Consider the following 20,537-nt stretch of genomic DNA (forward strand, 5'->3'; position numbering starts at 1 on the left):
CCATGGGGGAGGCCCATGGCTTCTCGTTTCGCGCAGCCGTTGCCGGACGTCAGCCGGCGACCAGGATGCGGATCGCCTCGAGGCGCAGGGAGGCCTTGTCGAGCAGGGCCAGGCCTTCCTCGCGCTGGGTGCGCAGGCTGTCCAGCTCGCTGTCGCGGACGCTCGGGTTGACCGCCTTGAGCGCGGTCAGGCGCGCCAGTTCCTCGTCCATGGCGGCGGCGAACTGCTGCTTGGCCCTGGCCACGCGTTCCTCGTGGCGCGGGACGATCTTGCCCTCGGCCACGTCGAACTGCTTGGCCAGCACGTCGCGCTGGGCCTGGACGAACTTGTTGGCGCTGACCCGTGGCACGCTTTCCAGCTGGTCGTTGAGGGTTTCCAGGGACACCCGGCCGGCCAGGTCGTTGCCGTTGGCGTCGAGCAGGCAGCGCAGGGCCTGCGGCGGCAGCCAGCGGCCGAGCTGGAGGGCGCGCGGTGCCACGGCCTCGCTGACGAACAGGAGTTCGAGCAGCACGGTGCCAGGCTTCAGCGCCTTGTTCTTGATCAGCGCCACCGAGGTGTTGCCCATCGAGCCGGACAGCACCAGGTCCATGCCGCCCTGAACCATCGGATGTTCCCAGGTGAGGAACTGCATGTCCTCGCGGGCCAGCGCCTGGGCACGGTCGTAGGTGATGGTCACGCCTTCGTCGTCGCCGAGGGGGAAGCCGGCGTCGAGCATCTTCTCGCTTGGCTTGAGGATCAGGGCATTTTCCGAATGGTCTTCGCTGTGGATGCCGTAGGCGTCGAACAGGCGCTCCATGTAGATCGGCAGGGCGAAGTCGTCGTCCTGCTCCTCGATGGCCTCCACCAGCGCCTCGCCTTCGCCGGCGCCGCCGGAGTTCAGCTCCAGCAGGCGGTCGCGACCGCTGTGCAGCTCCGCTTCGAGGGCTTCGCGACGGGCGCGGCCTTCGGCGAGCAGCGCGTCCCAGGCCTTGTCCTCGCCGCCGTCGAGCAGCGGCAGCAGGCGCGGGCCGAACTCGTGTTGCAGGGCGTTGCCGGTGGGGCAGGTATTGAGGAAGGCGTTCAGCGCCTGGTGGTACCACTGGAACAGGCGCTGCTGGGCGCTGTTCTCCAGGTGCGGTACGTGCAACTGGATGGTGTGTCGCTGGCCGATTCGGTCGAGGCGGCCGATGCGCTGCTCGAGCAGGTCCGGGTGGGCCGGCAGGTCGAACAGCACCAGATGGTGGGCGAACTGGAAGTTGCGGCCTTCGCTGCCGATTTCCGAGCAGATCAGCACCTGGGCGCCGAACTCTTCGTCGGCGAAGTAGGCGGCGGCGCGGTCGCGCTCGAGAATGCTCATGCCTTCGTGGAACACCGTGGCGGAGATGCCCGAACGCAGGCGCAGGGCGTCTTCCAGGTCGAGGGCCGTCTCGGCGTGGGCACAGATGACCAGGACCTTGAACTGCTTGAGCATCTTCAGGGTATCGATCAGCCACTCGACGCGCGGGTCGAAGCGCCACCAGCGATTGTTGTCGTCGCCGTCTTCCCACTGTTGCTGGAAATTCACTTCCGGATACAGGTCCGGGTGTTCGCCGGCCGGCAGTTCCTGGTACTGGCTCGGCATCGGCAACGGATAGGCGTGCAGCTCGCGCTGGGGGAAGCCCTGCACGGCGGCGCGGGTGTTGCGGAACAGCACGCGGCCGGTGCCGTGGCGGTCGAGCAGTTCGCGGACCAGGCGCGAGCGGGCGTCTTCATCGCCGCCCTCGACGCTGGCCAGCAGCTCGTCGCCCTCGCTGCCGAGGAAGCCGTGGATGGCCTTGCGCGCGCCGGCCGAAAGATTGCCGTGGTCGAGCAGTTCCTGCACCGCTTCGGCGACCGGGCGGTATTGCTCGCTCTCCCGGCGGAACGCTTCGAGGTCGTGGAAGCGGTTCGGATCGAGCAGGCGCAGGCGCGCGAAGTGGCTGTCCTGGCCGAGTTGCTCCGGGGTCGCGGTGAGCAACAGGACGCCTGGAATGATCTCCGCCAGTTGCTCGACCAGCGCGTATTCGGCGCTGACCTGGTCCTGGTGCCAGACCAGGTGGTGGGCTTCGTCGACCACCAGCAGGTCCCAGCCGGCGGCGAACAGGGCGTCCTGGGCGCGTTCGTCTTCCTTCAGCCACTCCAGGGCGACCAGGGCCAACTGGCTGTCCTCGAAGGGATTGCTGGCATCGCTTTCGGCGAAGCGCTCCTTGTCGAACAGGGCCACCTGCAGGTTGAAGCGCCGGCGCATCTCCACCAGCCACTGGTGCTGGAGGTTTTCCGGAACCAGGATCAGCACCCGCCCGGCGCGGCCGGAAAGCAACTGGCGATGGATGATCAGGCCGGCCTCGATGGTCTTGCCCAGGCCCACTTCGTCGGCCAGCAGGACGCGCGGCGCCATGCGGTCGGCGACTTCGCGGGCGATGTGCAACTGGTGGGCGATCGGCTGGGCGCGGGCGCCGCCGAGGCCCCAGAGCGAGGACTGGAGCAGTTGGCTGCGGCGTTCGAGAGTGTGGTAGCGCAGGGAGAACCAGGGCAGGGGGTCGATCTGTCCGGCGAACAGGCGGTCGCTGGCGAGGCGGAACTGGATGAAGTTGGAGAGCTGGGTTTCCGGCAGGGTGCGCTGCTCGTTCTGCGCGGTGAGGCCGTGGTAGACCAATAGGCCCTCGCTTTCCTCGACCTCGCGGACGGTCATCTTCCAGCCTTCGAAGTGCGTCACTTCATCGCCGGGGGCGAAGCGCACGCGGGTCAGCGGCGCATTGCGCAAGGCGTACTGGCGGGTATCGCCGGTCGCCGGATAGAGCACGGTGAGCAGGCGGCCATCCTGGGCCAGGATGGTCCCCAGGCCCAATTCCGCTTCACTGTCGCTGATCCAGCGTTGCCCCGGTTGATACTGCGCCATGTCCACCTCCCAAAAAAGCCGGGTATGGTACCGCAACGCGTGGCGTTGAGCGACGCTTGGCGATGGATTGCGTGTTGCGCCAGGGCTTCGTCGGAGAGCCGTCCGTCGGTACGGGAGCGACCGCCTGGCGGCTGGTTCTCAAGTCGAGCGGCGGGTCGACCGATAACCCTTGTAGAAGAACGCCGCAAACCGGCACGCTGCGAGAACCCATGACGCGGCACTACCCAGAGAGGTTGCCTGCATGCTTCCGCCGATCCCCCAGGGCCTGATCCCGGTCACCGTCCAGCAGGACCCGCCCAAGCCCCGTCCGGCCACTCCGCCGGTCGCGCCGACCCAGGCTGGCGCGGGCAGCGATGGCGTCGCCTTGCGCCAGGAGCGCGACGAGGAAAGCTGGCTGGAAGAGGAATACCGCCGTCGCCAGCGCCGCCAGGGCGGCGAGGCGCACGCGCGGAGCGACGAGGGGGGCGAGGCGCCGGCTGACGAGGCGGGGGAGAGCGCCCAGGCGGACGAGCTGCCGCGCAAGGGACAATTGATCGACATCGAAGTGTAACCCTGGTTTTCCAGGCTTCAGCAGCGGCCTTGCGGCGTAGTAACCTGCGGCCCATGGACCTGTTCGCCGACGCACCCCTGACCCTGCCGGACGCCGACCTGCGCTATCTCCCGCATTGGCTGGATGCGCCGCTGGCGAGCGCCTGGCTGTTGCGCCTGGAACAGGAAACGCCCTGGGAACAGCCGATCCTGCGCATCCATGGCGAGGAGCATCCGACCCCGCGCCTGGTGGCCTGGTACGGCGACCCGGAAGCCGCCTACCGTTATTCCGGCCAGGTCCACCGGCCGCTGCCATGGACCGCGTTGCTCGGCGAGATCCGCGAGCGCTTGGAGCGCGAGGTCGGCCAGCGGGTCAACGGCGTGCTGCTGAACTACTACCGCGACGGCCAGGACTCCATGGGCTGGCACAGCGACGATGAGCCAGAGCTGCGCCGCGATCCGCTGGTCGCCTCGCTCAGTCTCGGCGGCAGCCGCCGCTTCGACCTGCGGCGCAAGGGCCAGACCCGCATCGCCCATTCCCTGGAACTGACCCATGGCAGCCTGCTGGTCATGCGCGGCGCAACCCAGCATCATTGGCAACATCAGGTGGCGAAGACCCGCCGCTCCTGCATGCCCCGTTTGAACCTGACCTTCCGCCTGGTGTACCCCCAGCCATGAACGACGACGACAAGGTGATCGACCTCAGCGCCGAGCGCGACAAGCGCATCCACGACGTGCACGAGAAGCGCCTGCAGGAGGTCCGCAAGGCCTTCGAACAGGTGTTGCCGCTGGGCAAGCCGCGGAAGAAGCCGAAAGGCAAGCCGAAGAAGCGCTGAAGCCTCCGCCGCCGCGTTCGCCGGCGGCGCATTCCTGCGGGCAACGTGCGGCGATCGGGCAGGTTTCTCCCGGTTATCTGCGGCGTCCGACCGCATTCTCCCTCCTGCGAAACTTGACCTGGGTCAGTGTCATGCACCTGGCCGAAAAAGCCCGTCCGGGCGATTGATCCAGGTCAATATTGCGCCGCCGCGCCTCGCTAATCTGAGCCCATCGAGCAACACCCAACCGGCAACTGGAGGCCATCAACATGTTCATCGACGAAGTGGTTCTCGCAGGGATTCTTACGGTAGGCCTCATGGTCGCTTTCTTCGGTGGGGTCGGTTACTTCATCTGGAAGGATTCCCATAGCCGCAAAGGCTGATCCTCCCGGATACACAGAGCACGCAAGGCACTTAGGGCGACTTCGGTCGCCCGTTTTTTTGCGCCTGGAAAAACACCGGCGCAGCGATCGGGATACTACGAATGTCGCTGGACGATATTGTTAGCAACCTAATAATATAGGCTGCACATATCGCCTCGGCGTTCGCCGGCTATCTATGCTGATGTAGACCCCGTTTCGGAAGACCCTGTGCCCATTCACTGGAAGCCGTTCCTGGCACCCTCGACGCTGGCGCTCAAGTTCGCCATCAAGACGCTCCTGGCCGGCGGCCTGGCGTTGTGGTGCGCCTTTCGCTTCGACCTGGAGCAGCCGCAATGGGCGCTGATGACCGTGCTGATCGTGTCCCAGCCGTTGTCCGGCATGGTGGTGGCGAAGGGCTTGTTCCGCCTGCTCGGCACCCTGGTCGGCACCGCGATGTCGGTGCTGATGATCGCGCTGTTCGCCCAGGCGCCCTGGTTGTTCCTGCTGGCCATCTCGCTCTGGCTGGGGCTCTGCACGGCGGCCTCAACCTCCCTGCGCAACCACGTTTCCTATGCCTTCGTACTTTCCGGCTATACGGTGGCGATCATTGGCCTGCCGGCGGTGGACCAGCCGCTGCTGGTCTTCGAGCAGGCGGTGGCGCGTTGTACCGAGATCTGCCTGGGGATCATCTGCGCCTCGGCGGTCAGTGCGATCCTCTGGCCGCAGCGGGTCGAGCAGAACCTCGACAAGCAGGCCCACGCCACCTGGCTGCTGGGCATGCAGGCCGCGCGCGGCGAGATCGACCCGCGCCAGCGGCAGCCGCAGGGGCTGCTCAACGCGCTGAGCAAGATCGTCGAGGTCGATGCGCAGCGCGACCATGCCTGGTTCGAGGGCGAGCGCGGGCGGCGCCGGGCCGGCGCCCTGGCGTTGCTCTCGCGCGACCTGCTCAGCCTGTTGCGCACCGCGCGCGGCGTGGCCCGGCAACGGGCGCGGCTGAACGACGAGGAAGAGCGCCAGGTGGAGCGCTGGCTGGCTGCGCTGGCCAGCGCCCTGGAAGGGGCCGATCCGGCGTCGATGCAGGCGCTGCGCGAGGAGTTGGCGCAGGTCGCGGTCGAGCCGCAGTGGAGCAACGACCAGCGTTACCTGCTGACCCGTTGCTCGGTGCTGCTGCTCAAGGCGGTGAATGCCGAGAAGGGCATGCGCGCGGTGGCCAGCGGCGAGGTCGAGGGGCGGGTGGGCAGCGCCGGCACCCTGTCCTGGCACCGCGACCTGCAGATGGCGCTGTTCTACGGCGCGCGTAGCGCCCTGGCGTTGCTCGGGCTGTCGGTCTACTGGATCTATACCGCGTGGCCGGCGGCGTCCGGCGCGATGCTGCTGGCGGCGGTGGTGTGCAGCCTGTTCGCCAACCGCGACAACGCGGTGGCCATCGGCCTGAGCTTCCTGCGCGGCATCGTCTACGCGATCCCGGCGGCGATGCTGGTCAGCCAGTGGCTGCTGCCGCAGTGGAATGGCTTCCCGCTGCTCTGCCTGGCGATGGGCGTGCCGCTGTTCTTCGCCACCCTGGGCATGGCCGTACCGGTCACCGCCGGCACCGCCACCTCGTTCGCGATCCACTTCATCGTCCTGGTCGCGCCGCGCAACCAGATGGACTACGACCTCGCGACCCTGCTGAATTCCGCCCAGGGCGTACTGATCGGAGTCGGCTTCGCGGTGGTGATCTTCCGCTTGCTGACCTTGCGTCCGGGCTGGCTGACCCGACGCCTGCTGGACGCCACCTGCGTCGACCTCGGCCGCCTCACCCGGCGCCCGCTGGCGCAGGCGGAGAACTGGTTCGGCGGGCGCATGGCCGACCGCCTGTTGCGCCTGGCGCGGCACGCCAACCTGTTGCCGGAGCAGGAGCGGCGGCGTTGGGACGATGGCCTCCTGGCGCTCGACCTGGGTAACGAACTGATCCACCTGCGGGCCTGCCTGGAAGGCGCCCGTGGCGTCCTGCGCAAGGCGCGCGACCGCTTCCTCGGGGAACTGGGCGAGCTGCTTGAGGCCGGTCCCGCGGGGCCGCGCAGCGACCGCCTGGAACGGATCAGCCTGCCGTTGCGCGAAGCCCTGGAGCGCGACGCTCGCCACGACGACGAAGCCAGCCGCCTGGCGCGCGCGGCCCTGGCGCAACTGCTGTTCACCTGGCAGCAGTGGTGCCATCAGGAGGAAAGCCATGAGTCTGCATGAGTCGGCCTGGGGCGGCGTCTACCTCAGCCCGCTGTTCGTCTATGCCCTGCTGGCGCTGGCGGCCACCGCCGCGCTGCGGGTGCTGATCCAGAAAACGCCGTTGCGTCGCTGGGTCTGGCACGAGGCGCTGTTCGACTGCGCCCTGTTCATTTTGATGTTGAGTGGCATTACCTGGGCGGCCACGACCTGAATCCGTCGCCCCGAGAAGGAGATTCGCATGCGTGCATCGCTTCGCGTCGTCGTCACCCTGCTGGTGGTCGCTGCCGCTGTCCTCGCCGGCATCTGGCTCTGGCGCTACTACATGCTCTCGCCCTGGACCCGCGATGCCCGGGTACGGGCCGACGTGGTGGTGGTGGCGCCGGACGTGTCCGGCTGGGTGACCGACCTGGAGGTCAAGGACAACCAGGTGGTCAAGGTCGGCGACGTGCTGATGCGCATCGACCAGGAACGCTACCAGGCCAATCTGGAGCAGGCCCGCGCCGTCGCCGAGACCCGTCACCAGCAATACCTGTTGCGCCAGAACGAGGCGGCCCGGCGCAGCCGCCTGGGCATCGGCGCGATCAGCGCCGAGGACAAGGAAAACGCCCAGATCAATGCCGCCATCGCTCGCAGCGAGTACCAGGAAGCGCTGGCCCAGGTGAAGATCGCCGAACTCAACCTCAAGCGCAGCGAACTGCGCGCTGCGCGCAACGGCCAGGTGACCAACCTGCGCCTGGCCCAGGGCAACTACGCCACGGCGGGCCAGGCGGTGATGGCGCTGGTCGACCAGCAGTCCTTCTATGTGGTCGCCTACTTCGAGGAAACCAAGCTGCCCGGCATCCGCGTCGGCATGCGCGCCCAGGTCCGCCTGATGAGCGGCGATCAGCCGATCGACGGCACGGTGGAGAGCATCAGCAGCGGTATCACCGACCGCAACTCGACGCCGGACGGCCAGTTGCTGGCCAATGTCGAGCCGACCTTCAACTGGGTGCGCCTGGCGCAGCGCATTCCGGTGCGCATCCGCCTCGACCAGGTGCCGGCGGATGTCCACCTGAGCGCCGGGATGACCGCCAGCGTCACCGTGCAGGGGGACTGAACGGCAGCGCTTGCGTGGCGCCATCCAGCGTGCTGGCGCCAAGCGCGCAGGCCAGCGCCGCCAGCACCAGGGCGAGGCCGACCCAGGGCGTCGCGGCGACTCCCAGTGCCGCCACCACCAGGCCGCCCAGCGCCGCGCCGAGGCCCACGCCCAGGTGCATGGCCGAGGTGTTCAGGGCGACGCCGGCGGAACCGCTGGCCGGATCGCTGCGCAGCAGGAAGCTCTGCACCACCGGCGAGATCATCCAGCTGATCGCGCTCCAGACCATCAGTACCGGCAGGAACCCGATGCTGCCCAGGCTCAGCGGCACCGCCGCCAGCGCCAGGGCGAAGGCCGCCGGCACCAGACGCAGGGCGCGCCGGTGGCCGAGGCGGTCGGCCAGCCAGCCGCCGATATAGCCGCCGCTCAGCGCTGCCAGGCCGATCAGCAGGAGGATCAGGCTGATCTCGCTGGGCGAGCGAATACCGGCCATGCTCGCCAGGTACGGGGTGAAATAGGCGAACAGGGTGAAGTGCCCGCCGAGCAACAGGATCGATACCAGTTGCGCGAGCCACAGCGCGGGCTGGCGCAACTGCCGCAGGTAGCCTTCGCGGCCGGGCAGGTCGCCGGCCTGGCGTTGCGGCAGGTAGCGCCAGAGCAGCAGGCACAAGGGCAGCGAATAGACCGCGATGCCGGCGAAGATCCAGCGCCAGCCGAACCAGTCGCTGATCTGTACGCCCAGTGGCACGCCGAACACCAGCGAACCGCTGATGCCCATGAAGATCAGGCCGATCGCCCGGCCGCGCTGGGCCGGGGCGGCCAGCTCGGCGGCGAGCAGGCTGGCGAGGACGATCAGCAGCCCGCAACAGGCCGACATTCCCAGGCGAGCCAGGAGCAGGCCGAGATAGCCCGGAGCGAGGGCGGCGAGCGCGTTGCTGAGGGCGAACAGCAGCAGGGTCGCCAGCAGCAGGCGGCGGCGTTCGATGCGCCGGGTCAGCCAGCCGAGCAGCGGTGCGGCGAGGGCGAAGCCGAGGGAGAACAGGGTGGTGAGCTGGCCGGCCAGGCTGATGGAGACCCGCAGGTCTTCGGCCAGGGGCGGCAGGATGCCGATCAGGATGCTTTCCGCCAGGCCGGCGGCGAAGGTGGTCAGGGATAGCAACAGCAAGCGAAGGTCCATGGCGGCTCCGATTCCCGGTAAGGGGTTTCGGGCGGTGGAGTGCCTTCGGTTATCCCTGGTGATTGAGGTAAGACAGCGGACAGGGTAGAGCAGCGCGCGGCGGCCCGGCAAGTCCGCCGGGCCGGATGGCCCGACGGCAGGGAAGGCTGCTCAGCCGATGCTGATCGGCGGCAGTTCGGCCAGCTCGACGCTGAGCTTCTCTTCCGGCGCCATGATCTCCGCTTCGCCGTCGACCACCTGCTTGCCTGCCTGGTTGAACACCCGCGTGGCCATGCGCACGCGGTTCTTCGGCAGCTTCTCGATGACTTCCAGTTCGACCTTCAGGTCGTCGCCGAGCTTGACCGGACGGGTGAAGCGCAGGGTCTGGCCGAGATAGATGGTGCCTGGACCGGGCAGCACGGTGGCGATCGCCGCGCTGATCAGGGCGCCGCTGAGCATGCCGTGGGCGATGCGTTCCTTGAACTGGGTGGTGGCCGCGTAGGCGGCGTCCAGATGCACCGGGTTGCGGTCGCCGGAGACTGCGGCGAACAACTGCAGGTCGCGCTCGGCGATGCTGCTGGTGTACTCGGCCTTTTGCCCGACCTCTAGCTCGGCGTAGGGAATGTTCTGGACCTGGCTCATGTTCTCTCCTTTGTCGAATGATCCCGGCGGTGGCGCAGGGCCTGTTCCAGCCAGTCGATCAGGTCTTGGGTGACCGCGTCGCGGTTGCTCTCGTTGAACAGCTCGTGACGGGCCTCGGGATAGGTCTTCAGGGTCACCTGGCGCAGCCCGGCACCGCGCAGGGCGTCGGCCAGGTCGCCCAGGCGCCTGCCCTGGCTGACCGGGTCGCGTTCGCCGCCGATGATCAGCAGCGGCAGGCCGGCATCGATCTGCCGCAGGTGGGTGGGCGGGGTGATATCGGCCAGGCCGCCGAGCAGGTCCACCCACAACTGGTTGCTGCAGCGGAAGCCGCACAGCGGGTCGGCCACGTACCTGTCGACTTCCTGCGGATCGCGACTGAGCCAGTCGAAGGCCGTGCGATTGGGCTTGAACGCCTTGTTGAACGAGCCGAACGAGAGGAAGTCGATCAGCGCGCTCTTGCCCAGCGGCCCCTGGCGCCAGCGCTCGAAGCGGGCGATCAGGCGGGCGATCCGGTAGAGCGCTTGCGGCTGGTAGTTGGAACCGGAAAGGATCGCCCCTTGCAGGCTGCAGCTGTGGTGCAGCAGGTAGGCCATGGAGATGTAGCTGCCCATGCTGTGGCCCAGCAGGAAGATCGGCAGTTCCGGGTGCTGCTGGCGGATATGGTGGTTCAGGCTGGCCAGGTCGCCGACCACCTTGCCCCAGCCGCCCTGGTCGGCGAAGTGGCCCAGCTCGTCGGCTTCGGCGGTCCGGCCGTGGCCGCGCTGGTCGATCGCATAGAAGTGGTAGCCGGCAGCGTTCAGCGCGGCGGCGAGACGCTCGTAGCGACCGGCGTGCTCGGCCATGCCGTGGGACAGCATCACCGCGCCGACGGCCGTTGCGCTCGGCCAGTGGCGGGTGTACAGCGGGGTTTCGTCGCTGGCGGGGAGCCAGTAGGCAGCGGCGGGCATGTTCGTTCCTTGTGCCGGGCGGACGCGTTCCGGCGCATTCTAGCAGCGTACGCGGCTTCGTCCCGGAAAAGCGCCACCCTTGGGCACGGGCCGCTCTGGAATGGCGGGCGGCGAAGAGCGACAGGCTGGAGATTCACACTATCAATAAGGGCAGGAGGAGTATTTGCGCTGTCCGACGCAACTGCTAAGTTGCCCGATGCCCCGCACATGCGGGCCAGACCCGCTCAGGTAAGAGGACAAGAATAAATGCAACCTGAATTCTGGAACGACAAACGCCCGGCCGGCGTACCCGACAGTCTCGACTTCGCCGCCTACCGTTCCGTGGTCGAGGTCTTCGAGCGCTCCTGCAAGAAATTCGCCGACCGCCCGGCCTTCAGCAATCTCGGCGTGACGCTCAGCTACGCCGAACTCGATCGTCTGTCCGCCGCCTTCGCCGCCTACCTGCAGAAACAGACCGATCTCCAGCCCGGCGACCGCATCGCGGTGCAGATGCCCAATGTCCTGCAATATCCCATCGCGGTGTTCGGCGCCTTGCGCGCGGGGCTGGTGGTGGTCAACACCAATCCGCTGTACACCGCCCGCGAAATGCGCCACCAGTTCAAGGACGCCGGCGTGCGTGCGCTGGTCTATCTGAACGTGTTCGGCAAGCTGGTCGAGGAAGTGCTCCCGGATACGCGGATCGAGTACCTGATCGAGGCGCGCATGGGCGACCTGTTGCCGGCGCTGAAGGGTTGGCTGGTGAACAGCGTGGTGAAGTCGGTGAAGAAGATGGTCCCCGATTATCGCTTGCCCCAGGCGCTGCCGTTCAGGCAGGCCTTGAAGCAAGGCCAGGGCCATGCCCTGCAGCCGGTCAGGGTCGGCCTGGAGGATGTCGCCGTGTTGCAGTACACCGGCGGCACCACCGGGGTCTCGAAGGGGGCGATGCTCACCCACGGCAACCTGGTGGCGAACATGCTGCAGGTCCACGCCCAGCTTTCCCAGCTCGGCAAGGATGGCCTGCCGCTGATGAAGGAGGCGCAGGAGGTGATGATCGCGCCGCTGCCGCTCTACCACATCTATGCCTTCACCGCGAACTGCATGTGCATGATGGTCAGCGGCAACCATAACGTGCTGATCACCAACCCGCGCGACATCCCCGCTTTCGTCAAGGAACTGAAGAAGTGGCGTTTCTCCGCGCTGCTCGGCCTCAACACCCTGTTCGTCGCGCTGATGGAGCACCCCGGGTTCAAGGACGTCGATTTCTCCAACCTGAAGCTCACCAACTCCGGCGGCACCGCACTGGTCAGCGCCACCGCCGAGCGCTGGAAGGGCGTCACCGGCTGCACCGTGGTGGAAGGCTATGGCCTCACCGAATGCTCGCCGGTGGTGACCACCAACCCCTACGGCGAGCAGGCACGCCTGGGTACGGTGGGGATACCGGTCGTGGGCACGGCGCTCAAGGTGATCGACGAGCAGGGCAACGAGCTGCCTGTCGGCGAACGTGGCGAACTCTGCGTGAAAGGTCCGCAAGTGATGAAGGGGTACTGGCAGCGTCCCGAGGCCACCGAGGAGATTCTCGATGCCGAAGGCTGGCTGAAGACCGGCGACATCGCGGTGATCGACGAGGACGGCTTCGTGCGCATCGTCGATCGCAAGAAGGACCTGATCCTGGTCTCCGGCTTCAATGTCTACCCCAACGAGATCGAAGACGTGGTGATGGCCCATCCGAAGGTGGCCAGTTGCGCGGCGGTGGGCATTCCCGACGAGAAGTCCGGCGAGGCGGTGAAGCTGTTCGTGGTGGCCCGCGACCCCAGCCTGTCGGTCGAGGAACTCAAGGCCTACTGCAAGGAAAACCTCACCGGATACAAAATTCCGCGACAGATTGTGCTCAAGGATGCATTACCGATGACGCCTGTGGGTAAAATCCTCCGTCGTGAGCTGCGCGAAATCGCCTGATAGCCTTACAAGGCTCTGAAACGGGCATTTGCCGGGGACAGGAAAGACCGTGACCGAGACTAATGTCTCGGTCATTTTTTTGACCGAATAGGTCATGTTTGGTGCTGGTCTGCCTCTGGCAAAGCTGATAATCTCGGCGCGCCTAATAGCCCTGGGTCCAGGGTTAGCGAGCAGATCACAACAAGATGCCGCCATGAGCGGTGAAGATTAGCTGTTGCTTAGGAGTGGGCTTCCATGATCGAAAACTTCTGGAAGGACAAGTACCCAGCGGGTATTGCTGCCGAGATCAATCCCGACCAGTACCCGAACATCCTGTCGGTACTGAAGGAGTCCTGCCAACGTTTTGCCACCAAGCCCGCGTTCACCAACCTGGGCAAGACCCTGACCTACGGCGAGCTGTACAAGCTGTCCGGCGACTTCGCCGCCTATCTGCAGCAGCACACCGATCTCAAGCCCGGCGACCGCATCGCCGTCCAGTTGCCCAACGTCCTGCAATACCCGATCGTGGTCTTCGGCGCCATGCGCGCCGGCCTCATCGTGGTCAACACCAACCCGCTGTACACCGCGCGCGAGCTGGAACACCAGTTCAACGACTCCGGCGCCAAGGCGGTGGTTTGCCTGGCCAACATGGCCCATCTGGTCGAGGGCGTACTGCCGAAGACCGGCGTCAAGCAGGTGATCGTCACCGAAGTCGGCGACATCCTGCCGCCGCTGAAGCGCTTCATCGTCAACTTCGTGGTCAAGCACATCAAGAAGATGGTGCCGGCCTATAGCCTGCCGCAAGCCACCAAGCTGACCGACGCGCTGGCCAGGGGCGCCGGCAAGTCGTTCCAGGAAGCCGCGCCGCAGGCCGACGACGTCGCCGTGCTGCAATACACCGGCGGCACCACCGGGGTCGCCAAGGGCGCCATGCTGACCCACCGCAACCTGGTGGCCAACATGTTGCAGTGCAAGGCGCTGATGGGCGCCAACCTCAACGAGGGCTGCGAGATCCTCATCGCGCCGCTGCCGCTGTACCACATCTACGCCTTCACCTTCCATTGCATGGCGATGATGCTCACCGGCAACCACAACATCCTGATCACCAACCCGCGCGACCTGCCGTCGATGCTCAAGGACCTCGGCCAGTGGAAGTTCACCGGCTTCGTCGGCCTGAACACCCTGTTCGTCGCCCTGTGCAACAACGAGACCTTCCGCAAGCTGGACTTCTCCGCGCTGAAACTGACCCTCTCCGGCGGCATGGCACTGCAGCTGGCCACCGCGGAGCGCTGGAAGGAAGTCACCGGCTGCGCCATCTGCGAAGGCTACGGCATGACCGAGACCGCGCCGGTGGTATCGGTCAACCCGTTCCAGAACATCCAGGTCGGCACCATCGGTATCCCGGTGCCCTCGACCCTGTGCAAGGTGATCGGCGACGACGGCCAGGAAGTGCCCCTGGGCGAGCGCGGCGAACTCTGCGTGAAAGGTCCGCAGGTGATGAAGGGCTACTGGCAGCGCCAGGAAGCCACCGACGAGATCCTCGACGCCGATGGTTGGCTGAAGACCGGCGATATCGCGATCATCCAGGAAGACGGCTACATGCGCATCGTCGACCGGAAGAAGGACATGATCCTGGTCTCCGGCTTCAATGTTTACCCGAACGAGCTGGAAGACGTGCTGGCGACCCTGCCGGGCGTCCTGCAGTGTGCCGCGATCGGCATCCCCGACGAGAAGTCCGGCGAGTCGATCAAGGTCTTCGTGGTGGTCAAGCCGGGGGCGACCCTGACCAAGGAACAGGTCATGCAGCACATGCATGACAACCTGACCGGCTACAAGCGGCCGAAGGCCGTGGAGTTCCGCGACAGCCTGCCGACCACCAACGTCGGCAAGATCCTGCGCCGCGAACTGCGCGACGAAGAGCTGAAGAAGGCGGGCCAGAAGTAAGTCCGCCGTTGCCTGAAGAAGCCCCGCCGATGCGGGGCTTCTTCGTTGCAGGCAGTCGGTTGCGGGGTGAGCGGGCCTGTGCGGACGTGCCTGCAGCGCATCACCTGCCGGAGAAAACCCCCATGGCCCGCCTCGATCCTGCCCTGGCCGAAGAAATACGCCGTCTGCCGATCAGCCGGTGTCTGGAACTGATCCAGGCATTGCTGGATCGCGCCGGCCCCGAGGTGGAGCGCCAATGGCTGCGAGTGGCCGAGGATCGCCTCGCCGACTGCCGGGCGGGCACCGCCGATGCGCTGCCGCTGGCCGAGGTGCTCAAACGACTGGGGCGCTGAGAGGGCCATCGCCCAGCAGCAGCGTCGGCCGTATAGCGGCAGCGAGCGTTAACCGGGATTCGTCCTCTTCCGCTCAAATCTGCGACAATTCCGAATATTTTTCGCCTCGGCAGTGGCCGGAGCTTCTCCCGTCCTCCGCGACTGCGGCACGCTCACAGCATTCGAAAAGCCTACTAGATGACCGACCAGACTCCTTCCCTTGACCAACTCGTCCGGCGCCTCGACCAGGCCCAGATCAGCGACCGCCACCGCTTGCGCCGGCAGCTCCACGAACTGCGCAAGCAGCCCGACGACGCGCGCCTGGCGCAGTGGGTCGAGCGCTTCCAGGCCTCCTGCGCCAAGGTCGAGGCGCGGCGCGCCAGCGTGCCGGCGATCCGCTACGACGACAGCCTGCCGATCGCCGCCAAGCGCGACGAGATCAAGGCCGCCATCGCCGCCCACCAGGTGGTGGTGATCGCCGGCGAGACCGGCTCGGGCAAGACCACCCAGTTGCCGAAGATCTGCCTGGAGCTGGGGCGCGGCATCCACGGCCTGATCGGCCATACCCAGCCGCGTCGGCTGGCGGCGCGCAGCGTGGCGACGCGGGTCGCGGAAGAGATCGGCACGCCGCTGGGCGCGCTGGTCGGCTACCAGGTGCGCTTCGAGGACCAGAGCGACGACAGCACCCTGGTCAAGCTGATGACCGACGGCATCCTCCTGGCCGAGACCCAGCACGACCGCTACCTGGAGCGCTACGACACGCTGATCGTCGACGAAGCCCACGAGCGCAGCCTGAACATCGACTTCCTCCTCGGCTACCTGAAGACCCTGTTGCACCGGCGTCCGGACCTGAAGCTGATCATCACCTCGGCGACCATCGACCTGGAGCGTTTCTCCCGGCATTTCGACGGCGCCCCGGTGATCGAGGTTTCCGGCCGCACCTATCCGGTGGAGACCTGGTACCGGCCGCTGGCGGCGGAAACCGACGAGGAGGGCAACCGGGTCGAGGACGACCTGTCGGTGGACCAGGGCATCCTCGCCGCCCTCGACGAGATCGCCGCCCACGAACGCGAGGTCGGCAAGCGGCCCGGCGACGTGCTGGTGTTCCTCCCCGGCGAGCGGGAGATCCGCGACGCCGCGGAGATGCTGCGCAAGGCCAACCTGCGCCACACCGAGGTGCTGCCGCTGTACGCGCGACTGACCCCGGCCGAGCAGCAGAAGATCTTCCAGCCGCGCCCGGGACGCAAGATCGTGCTGTCCACCAACGTCGCGGAAACCTCGCTGACGGTGCCGGGCATCCGTTACGTGATCGACAGCGGCACCGCGCGGATCAGCCGCTACAGCTACCGCGCCAAGGTCCAGCGGCTGCCCATCGAGGCGGTGTCGCAGGCCAGCGCCAACCAGCGCAAGGGCCGTTGCGGACGGGTCGAGCCGGGCATATGCGTGCGTCTCTACAGCGAGGAGGACTTCAACGCGCGTCCGGCCTTCACCGACCCGGAAATCCTCCGCACCAACCTGGCCGCGGTGATCCTGCAGATGCTGCACCTGCGCCTCGGCGACATCGAGGCGTTCCCCTTCATCGAGCCGCCGGACGGCAAGGCGATCAAGGACGGCTTCACCCTTCTGCAGGAACTGTCGGCGGTCAACCGCGAAGGCCAGCTGACCCCGCTGGGGCGCCAACTGGCGCGCCTGCCGATCGACCCGAGGCTGGGCCGCATGCTGCTGGAGGCGGCCCAGCAGGGTAGCCTCGAGGAAGTGTTGACGGTGGCCAGCGCGCTGTCCGTGCAGGACCCGCGCGAGCGTCCGGTGGAGCGGCAGCAGGCCGCCGACCAGGCGCACGCGCAATGGAAGGACCCGGATTCCGACTTCGCCGCGCTGATCAATCTCTGGCGTGGCTTCGAGGAGCAGCGCCAGGCGCTGGGTTCCAATGCCCTGCGCAGCTGGTGCCGGAAGAACTTCCTCAACTACCTGCGCCTGCGTGAGTGGCGCGACGCCCACCGCCAACTGACCCTGATCTGCCGCGAACTGAAGCTGCCGTTCGGGCGTCCGGCCAAGGCCGAGGCGCGCAAGCCGGAGGCGAAGAAAGGCGCGTCGGCCGACAACGAACGCGAGGTACCGGGGATCGATTACGCGGCGGTCCACAAAGCGATCCTGTCCGGCCTGCTCAGCCAGATCGGGCAGAAGGCCGAGGAAGGCGACTACCTCGGCGCTCGCCAGCGACGTTTCTGGATCCATCCGTCCAGCGGCATCGCTCGCAAGCGCCCGCAATGGATCATGGCCGCGGAACTGGTGGAGACCACCAAGCTGTTCGCCCGAATGGTCGCGAAGATCGAGCCGGACTGGCTGGAGCCGCTGGCTGGGCACCTGATCAAGACCAACCACTTCGAGCCGCACTGGGAGAAGCGTCGCGGCCAGGTGGTGGCGTTCGAGCAGGTCACCCTCTACGGCCTCATCGTCATCGGTCGACGTCCGGTGCACTACGGTCCGATCGACCCGCCGGTGGCGCGCGAGCTGTTCATCCGCGAAGGCCTGGTGCGCGGCGAGATCAACAGCCGCGCCAGGTGCCTGAGCGCCAACCGGCAGTTGCTGGAAAAGCTCGACGAGCTGGAAGCCAAGGCACGCCGGCGCGACATCCTGGCCGACGAGGAAACCCTGTTCGCCTATTACGACGCGCGCCTGCCGGCGGATATCTACCAGACCGCCAGTTTCGAGAAATGGTACGCCCGCGAGCGGCAGAACCAGCCGGACCTGCTGCTGATGCGCGAGGAAGACGTGCTGGCCCGCGAAGCCAGCGAAGTCACTGCGGCGCAGTACCCGGATCGCCTGCGCCTGGGCGATCTGCACCTGTCGCTGAGCTACCAGTTCGAGCCCGGCACCGCGCGCGACGGCGTCACCGTGCGGGTACCGGCGCCGCTGCTGCCGCAATTGCCGGCCGAACGCATCGACTGGCTGGTGCCCGGCCTGCTCTACGACAAGGCGGTGGCGTTGGTGCGCAACCTGCCGAAGGCGATCCGCAAGAGCTTCGTGCCGGTACCGGACTTCGTCCGCGCCGCCCTGGAGCGCATCACCTTCGGCGAAGGTTCGCTGCCGCAGGTGCTGGGCCGCGAGCTTCAGCGCATGACCGGCGTGCGGGTAGCCGACGAGGCCTGGGCCGAGGCGGCGACGCAGTTGGACGATCACCTGCGGATGAACATCGAGGTGGTCGACGCCCAGGGCAAGTTCCTCGGCGAGGGCCGCGACCTGGCCGAACTCACCGCGCGTTTCGCCGAAGCCAGCCAGGCGGCCCTGGCGATACCCCAGGTCGACAAGGAACAGCAGCGTCCGGTGGAGGCCAAGGCCTTTGCCAGCGTCGCCGAGAAGGCCCAGCAGAAGGTCGCCGGATTGTCGATGACGGTATACCCGGCGCTGGTGGAGGAGCAGGGCGAGGTCAAGGAAGGGCGCTTCCCGACCCAGGCCGAGGCCGACTACCAACACCGCCGCGCCCTGCAACGACTGCTGTTGCAGCAACTGGCCGAGCCGGCCAAGTACCTGCGCGCCAAGCTGCCGGGGCAGATCGAGATGGGTCTGCTGTACCGCGAGCTGGGACGGGTCGAGGCGCTGGTCGAGGACATCCTCCTGGCCAGTCTCGACAGTTGCGTGCTGCAGGGCGAAAGCCTGCCGCGCGACGGCGCCGCCCTGGCCGCGCTGGCCGAGCGCAAGCGCGCTGCCTGGAACGAGCACGCCGAGCGCCTGGCACGCCTGGTGCTGGATATCCTCAAGCTCTGGCACGGCCTGCAGAAGCGCTTCAAGGGCAAGGTCGAGCTGGCCATGACCGTGCCGCTGAACGACGTCAAGGGCCAACTGGCCAACCTGGTGTATCCGGGGTTCGTCCGCGCCACCCCGCTGGAGTGGTTGAAGGAGTATCCGCGTTACCTCAAGGCCATCGAGCAGCGCCTGGACAAGGTCGCCGGCCAGGTCCAGCGCGACCGGGTGTGGAGCGGCGAGCTGGGCGAACTCTGGGCGCAATACCAGGCGCGCCTCGCCAAGCACGCCCAGGAAGGCAAGCGCGACGCCGAGTTGCAGGTGTATCGCTGGATGCTGGAGGAGTACCGGGTCTCGTTGTTCGCACAGCAACTGGGGACCCGGCTGCCGGTCTCGGACAAGCGCCTGGCCAAGCAGTGGAGCCAGGTCGAGGGCTAGTTCCAGGGATGCCGCGCGAAATGAAAAAGGCGCGCCGGTCGAAACCGGCGCGCCTTTTTCGTTCTGGTCCGATCAGTCGCGCAGGTTCAGTGCGCGACGGATGGTGAAGAACAGGTCGGTCTGGTCGGTCAGGCCGGTGACATTGGCGGCCTGCGGGCCGTAGGCGGCGATGCGCAACTGGGTGCCGGTGTGCTCCTGGGAGCCTTCCTCGGAGTTGCCGTAGCTGATCGCCAGCGGCGCGCCGTCCTTGGTCGTGAGCAGTTGGGTCAGCCCCGGCGCGGCGGTTTCCGGCGGGATGATCTGGCTGGAGTGGGCGTGGTCGGCGGTGACGATCACCAGGGTCTCGCCATCGGCCTTGGCGAAGGCCAGGGCCTTCTGCACGGCTTCGTCGAGGTCGACGGTCTCGCCGATCTGGCCGCACGGATTCGCGGCGTGGTCCTGCTTGTCGATGGACGCGCCCTCGACCTGCAGGAAGAAGCCGTTCGGATTGTCCTTCAGCAGCTCGATGGCCTTGCTGGTCATTTGCGCCAGGGTCGGGATGTCGGCGGTGCGCTTCGGGTTCGCCTCGCAGCTCACCGCCGGCTGGTTCAGGTTGCCGTGGTAGGTGGCGGTCGGACCGAGCCAGCGCACTGGCATGTTGCCCGGCGCGAACAGGCCGATCAGCGGCTGCTTCTGGTTGGCGCGGCGCACGGCTTTCAGCTCGTCGAGGTTCTCGACGATCCGGTAGCCGCGGGCTTCGGCCTGGGTGCGGAGGGTCTTGCCGGCATAGCGGCCAGCCTTGGCGGTTTCCGCGAAGGTCGCGGCGCCGCCGCCGAGGACCACGTCAGGGCGGGTCTTCAGCCATTGCTCGGTGATCGAGCCGGCGCCGCCGTTCTCCAGGGCATTGCTCGGGCACTGCTTGCTGGTGGCTTCGGGGCCGTAGCACTTGCGAGCGGTGACGTGGGCGAGCAGGGCGGCCGGGGTGGCGTCCTGCAGCTCGGCGGTGGAGACGTTGCCGGTGGCCTTGCCGTTGAGCTTGGCCAGCTCCAGCAGGTTGCGGTGTGGCTGTTCGTGGATATCCACGCCGATTGCGCCGTTGTACGACTTGACCCCGGTGGTCCAGGCGGTGGCGGAGGCGGCGGAATCGGTCACGTAGTCCGGCAGGCCGCTGTCCTTGTGCAGGGAGTAGTGGGTGTACTGGCCGGTCAGCGGCAGCGCATCGATACCCTTGAAGTAGCCGCCCGCGCCGCGCGCGTAGTTGCGCGCCACGGTGATCTCGGAGTCGCCCATGCCGTCGCCGATCAGCAGGATCACGTTCTTCGCCTTCTTCTTCGACAGCGACTGCTTCAGGGCCTGGGTCAGGTCCTGCTCGACGCGCCGTGCGCCGCCGTATTCGCTGAGTTCGCCACGGGCCTGGCGGTTGAACAGCGACGGATCGTCCTGGCGCGCCTGGGCCGGCAAGGCGCTGCCGAGCACGGCCATGGAGACGGCAAGAGAGAGGGCGAGGGGATAACCTGGGGTCATGACGCATTTCCCTATGTTGAGGAGGTGGCTGTGCGAGACGGCGGGGCCATCCGGCGAGTGCTA

At 67.1% G+C, this 20,537-nt stretch carries 16 protein-coding genes; 11 read left to right on the forward strand and 5 right to left on the reverse strand.

The window, feature by feature from the left end; translation table 11 throughout:
• Positions 1 to 49: 49 nt before the first annotated feature.
• Positions 50 to 2,902, reverse strand: a complete 2,853-nt coding sequence (gene rapA / locus LT948_RS21020; protein WP_003130341.1) for an RNA polymerase-associated protein RapA — start codon at positions 2,900 to 2,902, stop codon at positions 50 to 52.
• Positions 2,903 to 3,137: 235 nt separating this feature from the next.
• Between rapA and LT948_RS21025 the strand changes: the two genes are divergently transcribed.
• From LT948_RS21025 to LT948_RS21050, 7 genes are all read left to right on the forward strand, one after another.
• Positions 3,138 to 3,446: a hypothetical protein gene (locus LT948_RS21025; RefSeq protein WP_004351097.1), complete on the forward strand. Its 309-nt coding sequence runs from the start codon at positions 3,138 to 3,140 to the stop codon at positions 3,444 to 3,446.
• A 53-nt stretch (positions 3,447 to 3,499) separates the two neighbouring features.
• Complete coding sequence (locus tag LT948_RS21030) at positions 3,500 to 4,102, forward strand: alpha-ketoglutarate-dependent dioxygenase AlkB family protein (RefSeq protein ID WP_073657382.1); 603 nt, start codon at positions 3,500 to 3,502, stop codon at positions 4,100 to 4,102.
• The gene (locus LT948_RS21035) at positions 4,099 to 4,260 is read left to right on the forward strand and encodes a hypothetical protein (RefSeq protein ID WP_003091659.1); all 162 of its coding nucleotides are present in this window, start codon (positions 4,099 to 4,101) and stop codon (positions 4,258 to 4,260) included. The genes LT948_RS21030 and LT948_RS21035 overlap by 4 nt, the downstream gene beginning before the upstream one ends.
• Positions 4,261 to 4,508: 248 nt before the next feature.
• A complete protein-coding gene (gene ccoM, locus LT948_RS33275) occupies positions 4,509 to 4,622 on the forward strand; it encodes a cytochrome c oxidase subunit CcoM (RefSeq protein WP_003091657.1) in 114 nt (37 codons plus the stop codon).
• Between the two features lie 207 nt (positions 4,623 to 4,829).
• Positions 4,830 to 6,824 carry an FUSC family protein gene (locus LT948_RS21040; protein ID WP_031635895.1) on the forward strand — a complete coding sequence of 665 codons (1,995 nt, stop codon included), beginning with the start codon at positions 4,830 to 4,832 and terminating at the stop codon, positions 6,822 to 6,824.
• On the forward strand, positions 6,811 to 7,014 hold the full coding sequence (locus tag LT948_RS21045; RefSeq protein WP_003091655.1) for a DUF1656 domain-containing protein: 204 nt from the start codon (positions 6,811 to 6,813) through the stop codon (positions 7,012 to 7,014). Before LT948_RS21040 ends, LT948_RS21045 begins: the two co-directional genes overlap by 14 nt.
• A gap of 27 nt (positions 7,015 to 7,041) precedes the next feature.
• Positions 7,042 to 7,899 (forward strand): efflux RND transporter periplasmic adaptor subunit, encoded by an 858-nt coding sequence (locus LT948_RS21050; protein WP_003091654.1) that lies wholly within the window; start codon positions 7,042 to 7,044, stop codon positions 7,897 to 7,899.
• On the opposite strand, the gene LT948_RS21055 is transcribed toward LT948_RS21050, so the two are convergent.
• From LT948_RS21055 to LT948_RS21065, 3 genes are all read right to left on the reverse strand, one after another.
• Positions 7,880 to 9,055: an MFS transporter gene (locus LT948_RS21055; protein ID WP_003117592.1), complete on the reverse strand. Its 1,176-nt coding sequence runs from the start codon at positions 9,053 to 9,055 to the stop codon at positions 7,880 to 7,882. The genes LT948_RS21050 and LT948_RS21055 overlap by 20 nt on opposite strands.
• Positions 9,056 to 9,205: 150 nt before the next feature.
• On the reverse strand, positions 9,206 to 9,676 hold the full coding sequence (locus tag LT948_RS21060; protein ID WP_073657381.1) for a MaoC family dehydratase: 471 nt from the start codon (positions 9,674 to 9,676) through the stop codon (positions 9,206 to 9,208).
• The gene (locus LT948_RS21065) at positions 9,673 to 10,623 is read right to left on the reverse strand and encodes an alpha/beta hydrolase (RefSeq protein WP_073657380.1); all 951 of its coding nucleotides are present in this window, start codon (positions 10,621 to 10,623) and stop codon (positions 9,673 to 9,675) included. Before LT948_RS21065 ends, LT948_RS21060 begins: the two co-directional genes overlap by 4 nt.
• A 246-nt stretch (positions 10,624 to 10,869) precedes the next feature.
• Between LT948_RS21065 and fadD2 the strand changes: the two genes are divergently transcribed.
• The 4 genes from fadD2 (at position 10,870) to hrpA (ending at position 18,971) form a co-directional block, all read left to right on the forward strand.
• Positions 10,870 to 12,558 (forward strand): long-chain-fatty-acid--CoA ligase FadD2, encoded by a 1,689-nt coding sequence (gene fadD2, locus LT948_RS21070; protein ID WP_033990726.1) that lies wholly within the window; start codon positions 10,870 to 10,872, stop codon positions 12,556 to 12,558.
• Between the two features lie 234 nt (positions 12,559 to 12,792).
• Positions 12,793 to 14,481: a long-chain-fatty-acid--CoA ligase FadD1 gene (gene fadD1 / locus LT948_RS21075; protein WP_003091643.1), complete on the forward strand. Its 1,689-nt coding sequence runs from the start codon at positions 12,793 to 12,795 to the stop codon at positions 14,479 to 14,481.
• A 122-nt stretch (positions 14,482 to 14,603) separates the two neighbouring features.
• Positions 14,604 to 14,813, forward strand: a complete 210-nt coding sequence (locus LT948_RS21080; protein WP_023090424.1) for an addiction module protein — start codon at positions 14,604 to 14,606, stop codon at positions 14,811 to 14,813.
• 177 nt (positions 14,814 to 14,990) lie between these two features.
• Positions 14,991 to 18,971, forward strand: coding sequence for an ATP-dependent RNA helicase HrpA (gene hrpA, locus LT948_RS21085; RefSeq protein ID WP_073657378.1), 3,981 nt, complete (start codon positions 14,991 to 14,993; stop codon positions 18,969 to 18,971).
• 72 nt (positions 18,972 to 19,043) lie between these two features.
• On the opposite strand, the gene phoA is transcribed toward hrpA, so the two are convergent.
• Entirely contained in the window at positions 19,044 to 20,474 is a 1,431-nt protein-coding gene (phoA, locus tag LT948_RS21090; RefSeq protein WP_003091639.1) for an alkaline phosphatase, read from the reverse strand.
• Positions 20,475 to 20,537 lie beyond the last annotated feature (63 nt).

The organism is Pseudomonas sp. CP-1 (assembly GCF_021213715.1).
Lineage (GTDB): Bacteria > Pseudomonadota > Gammaproteobacteria > Pseudomonadales > Pseudomonadaceae > Pseudomonas > Pseudomonas aeruginosa.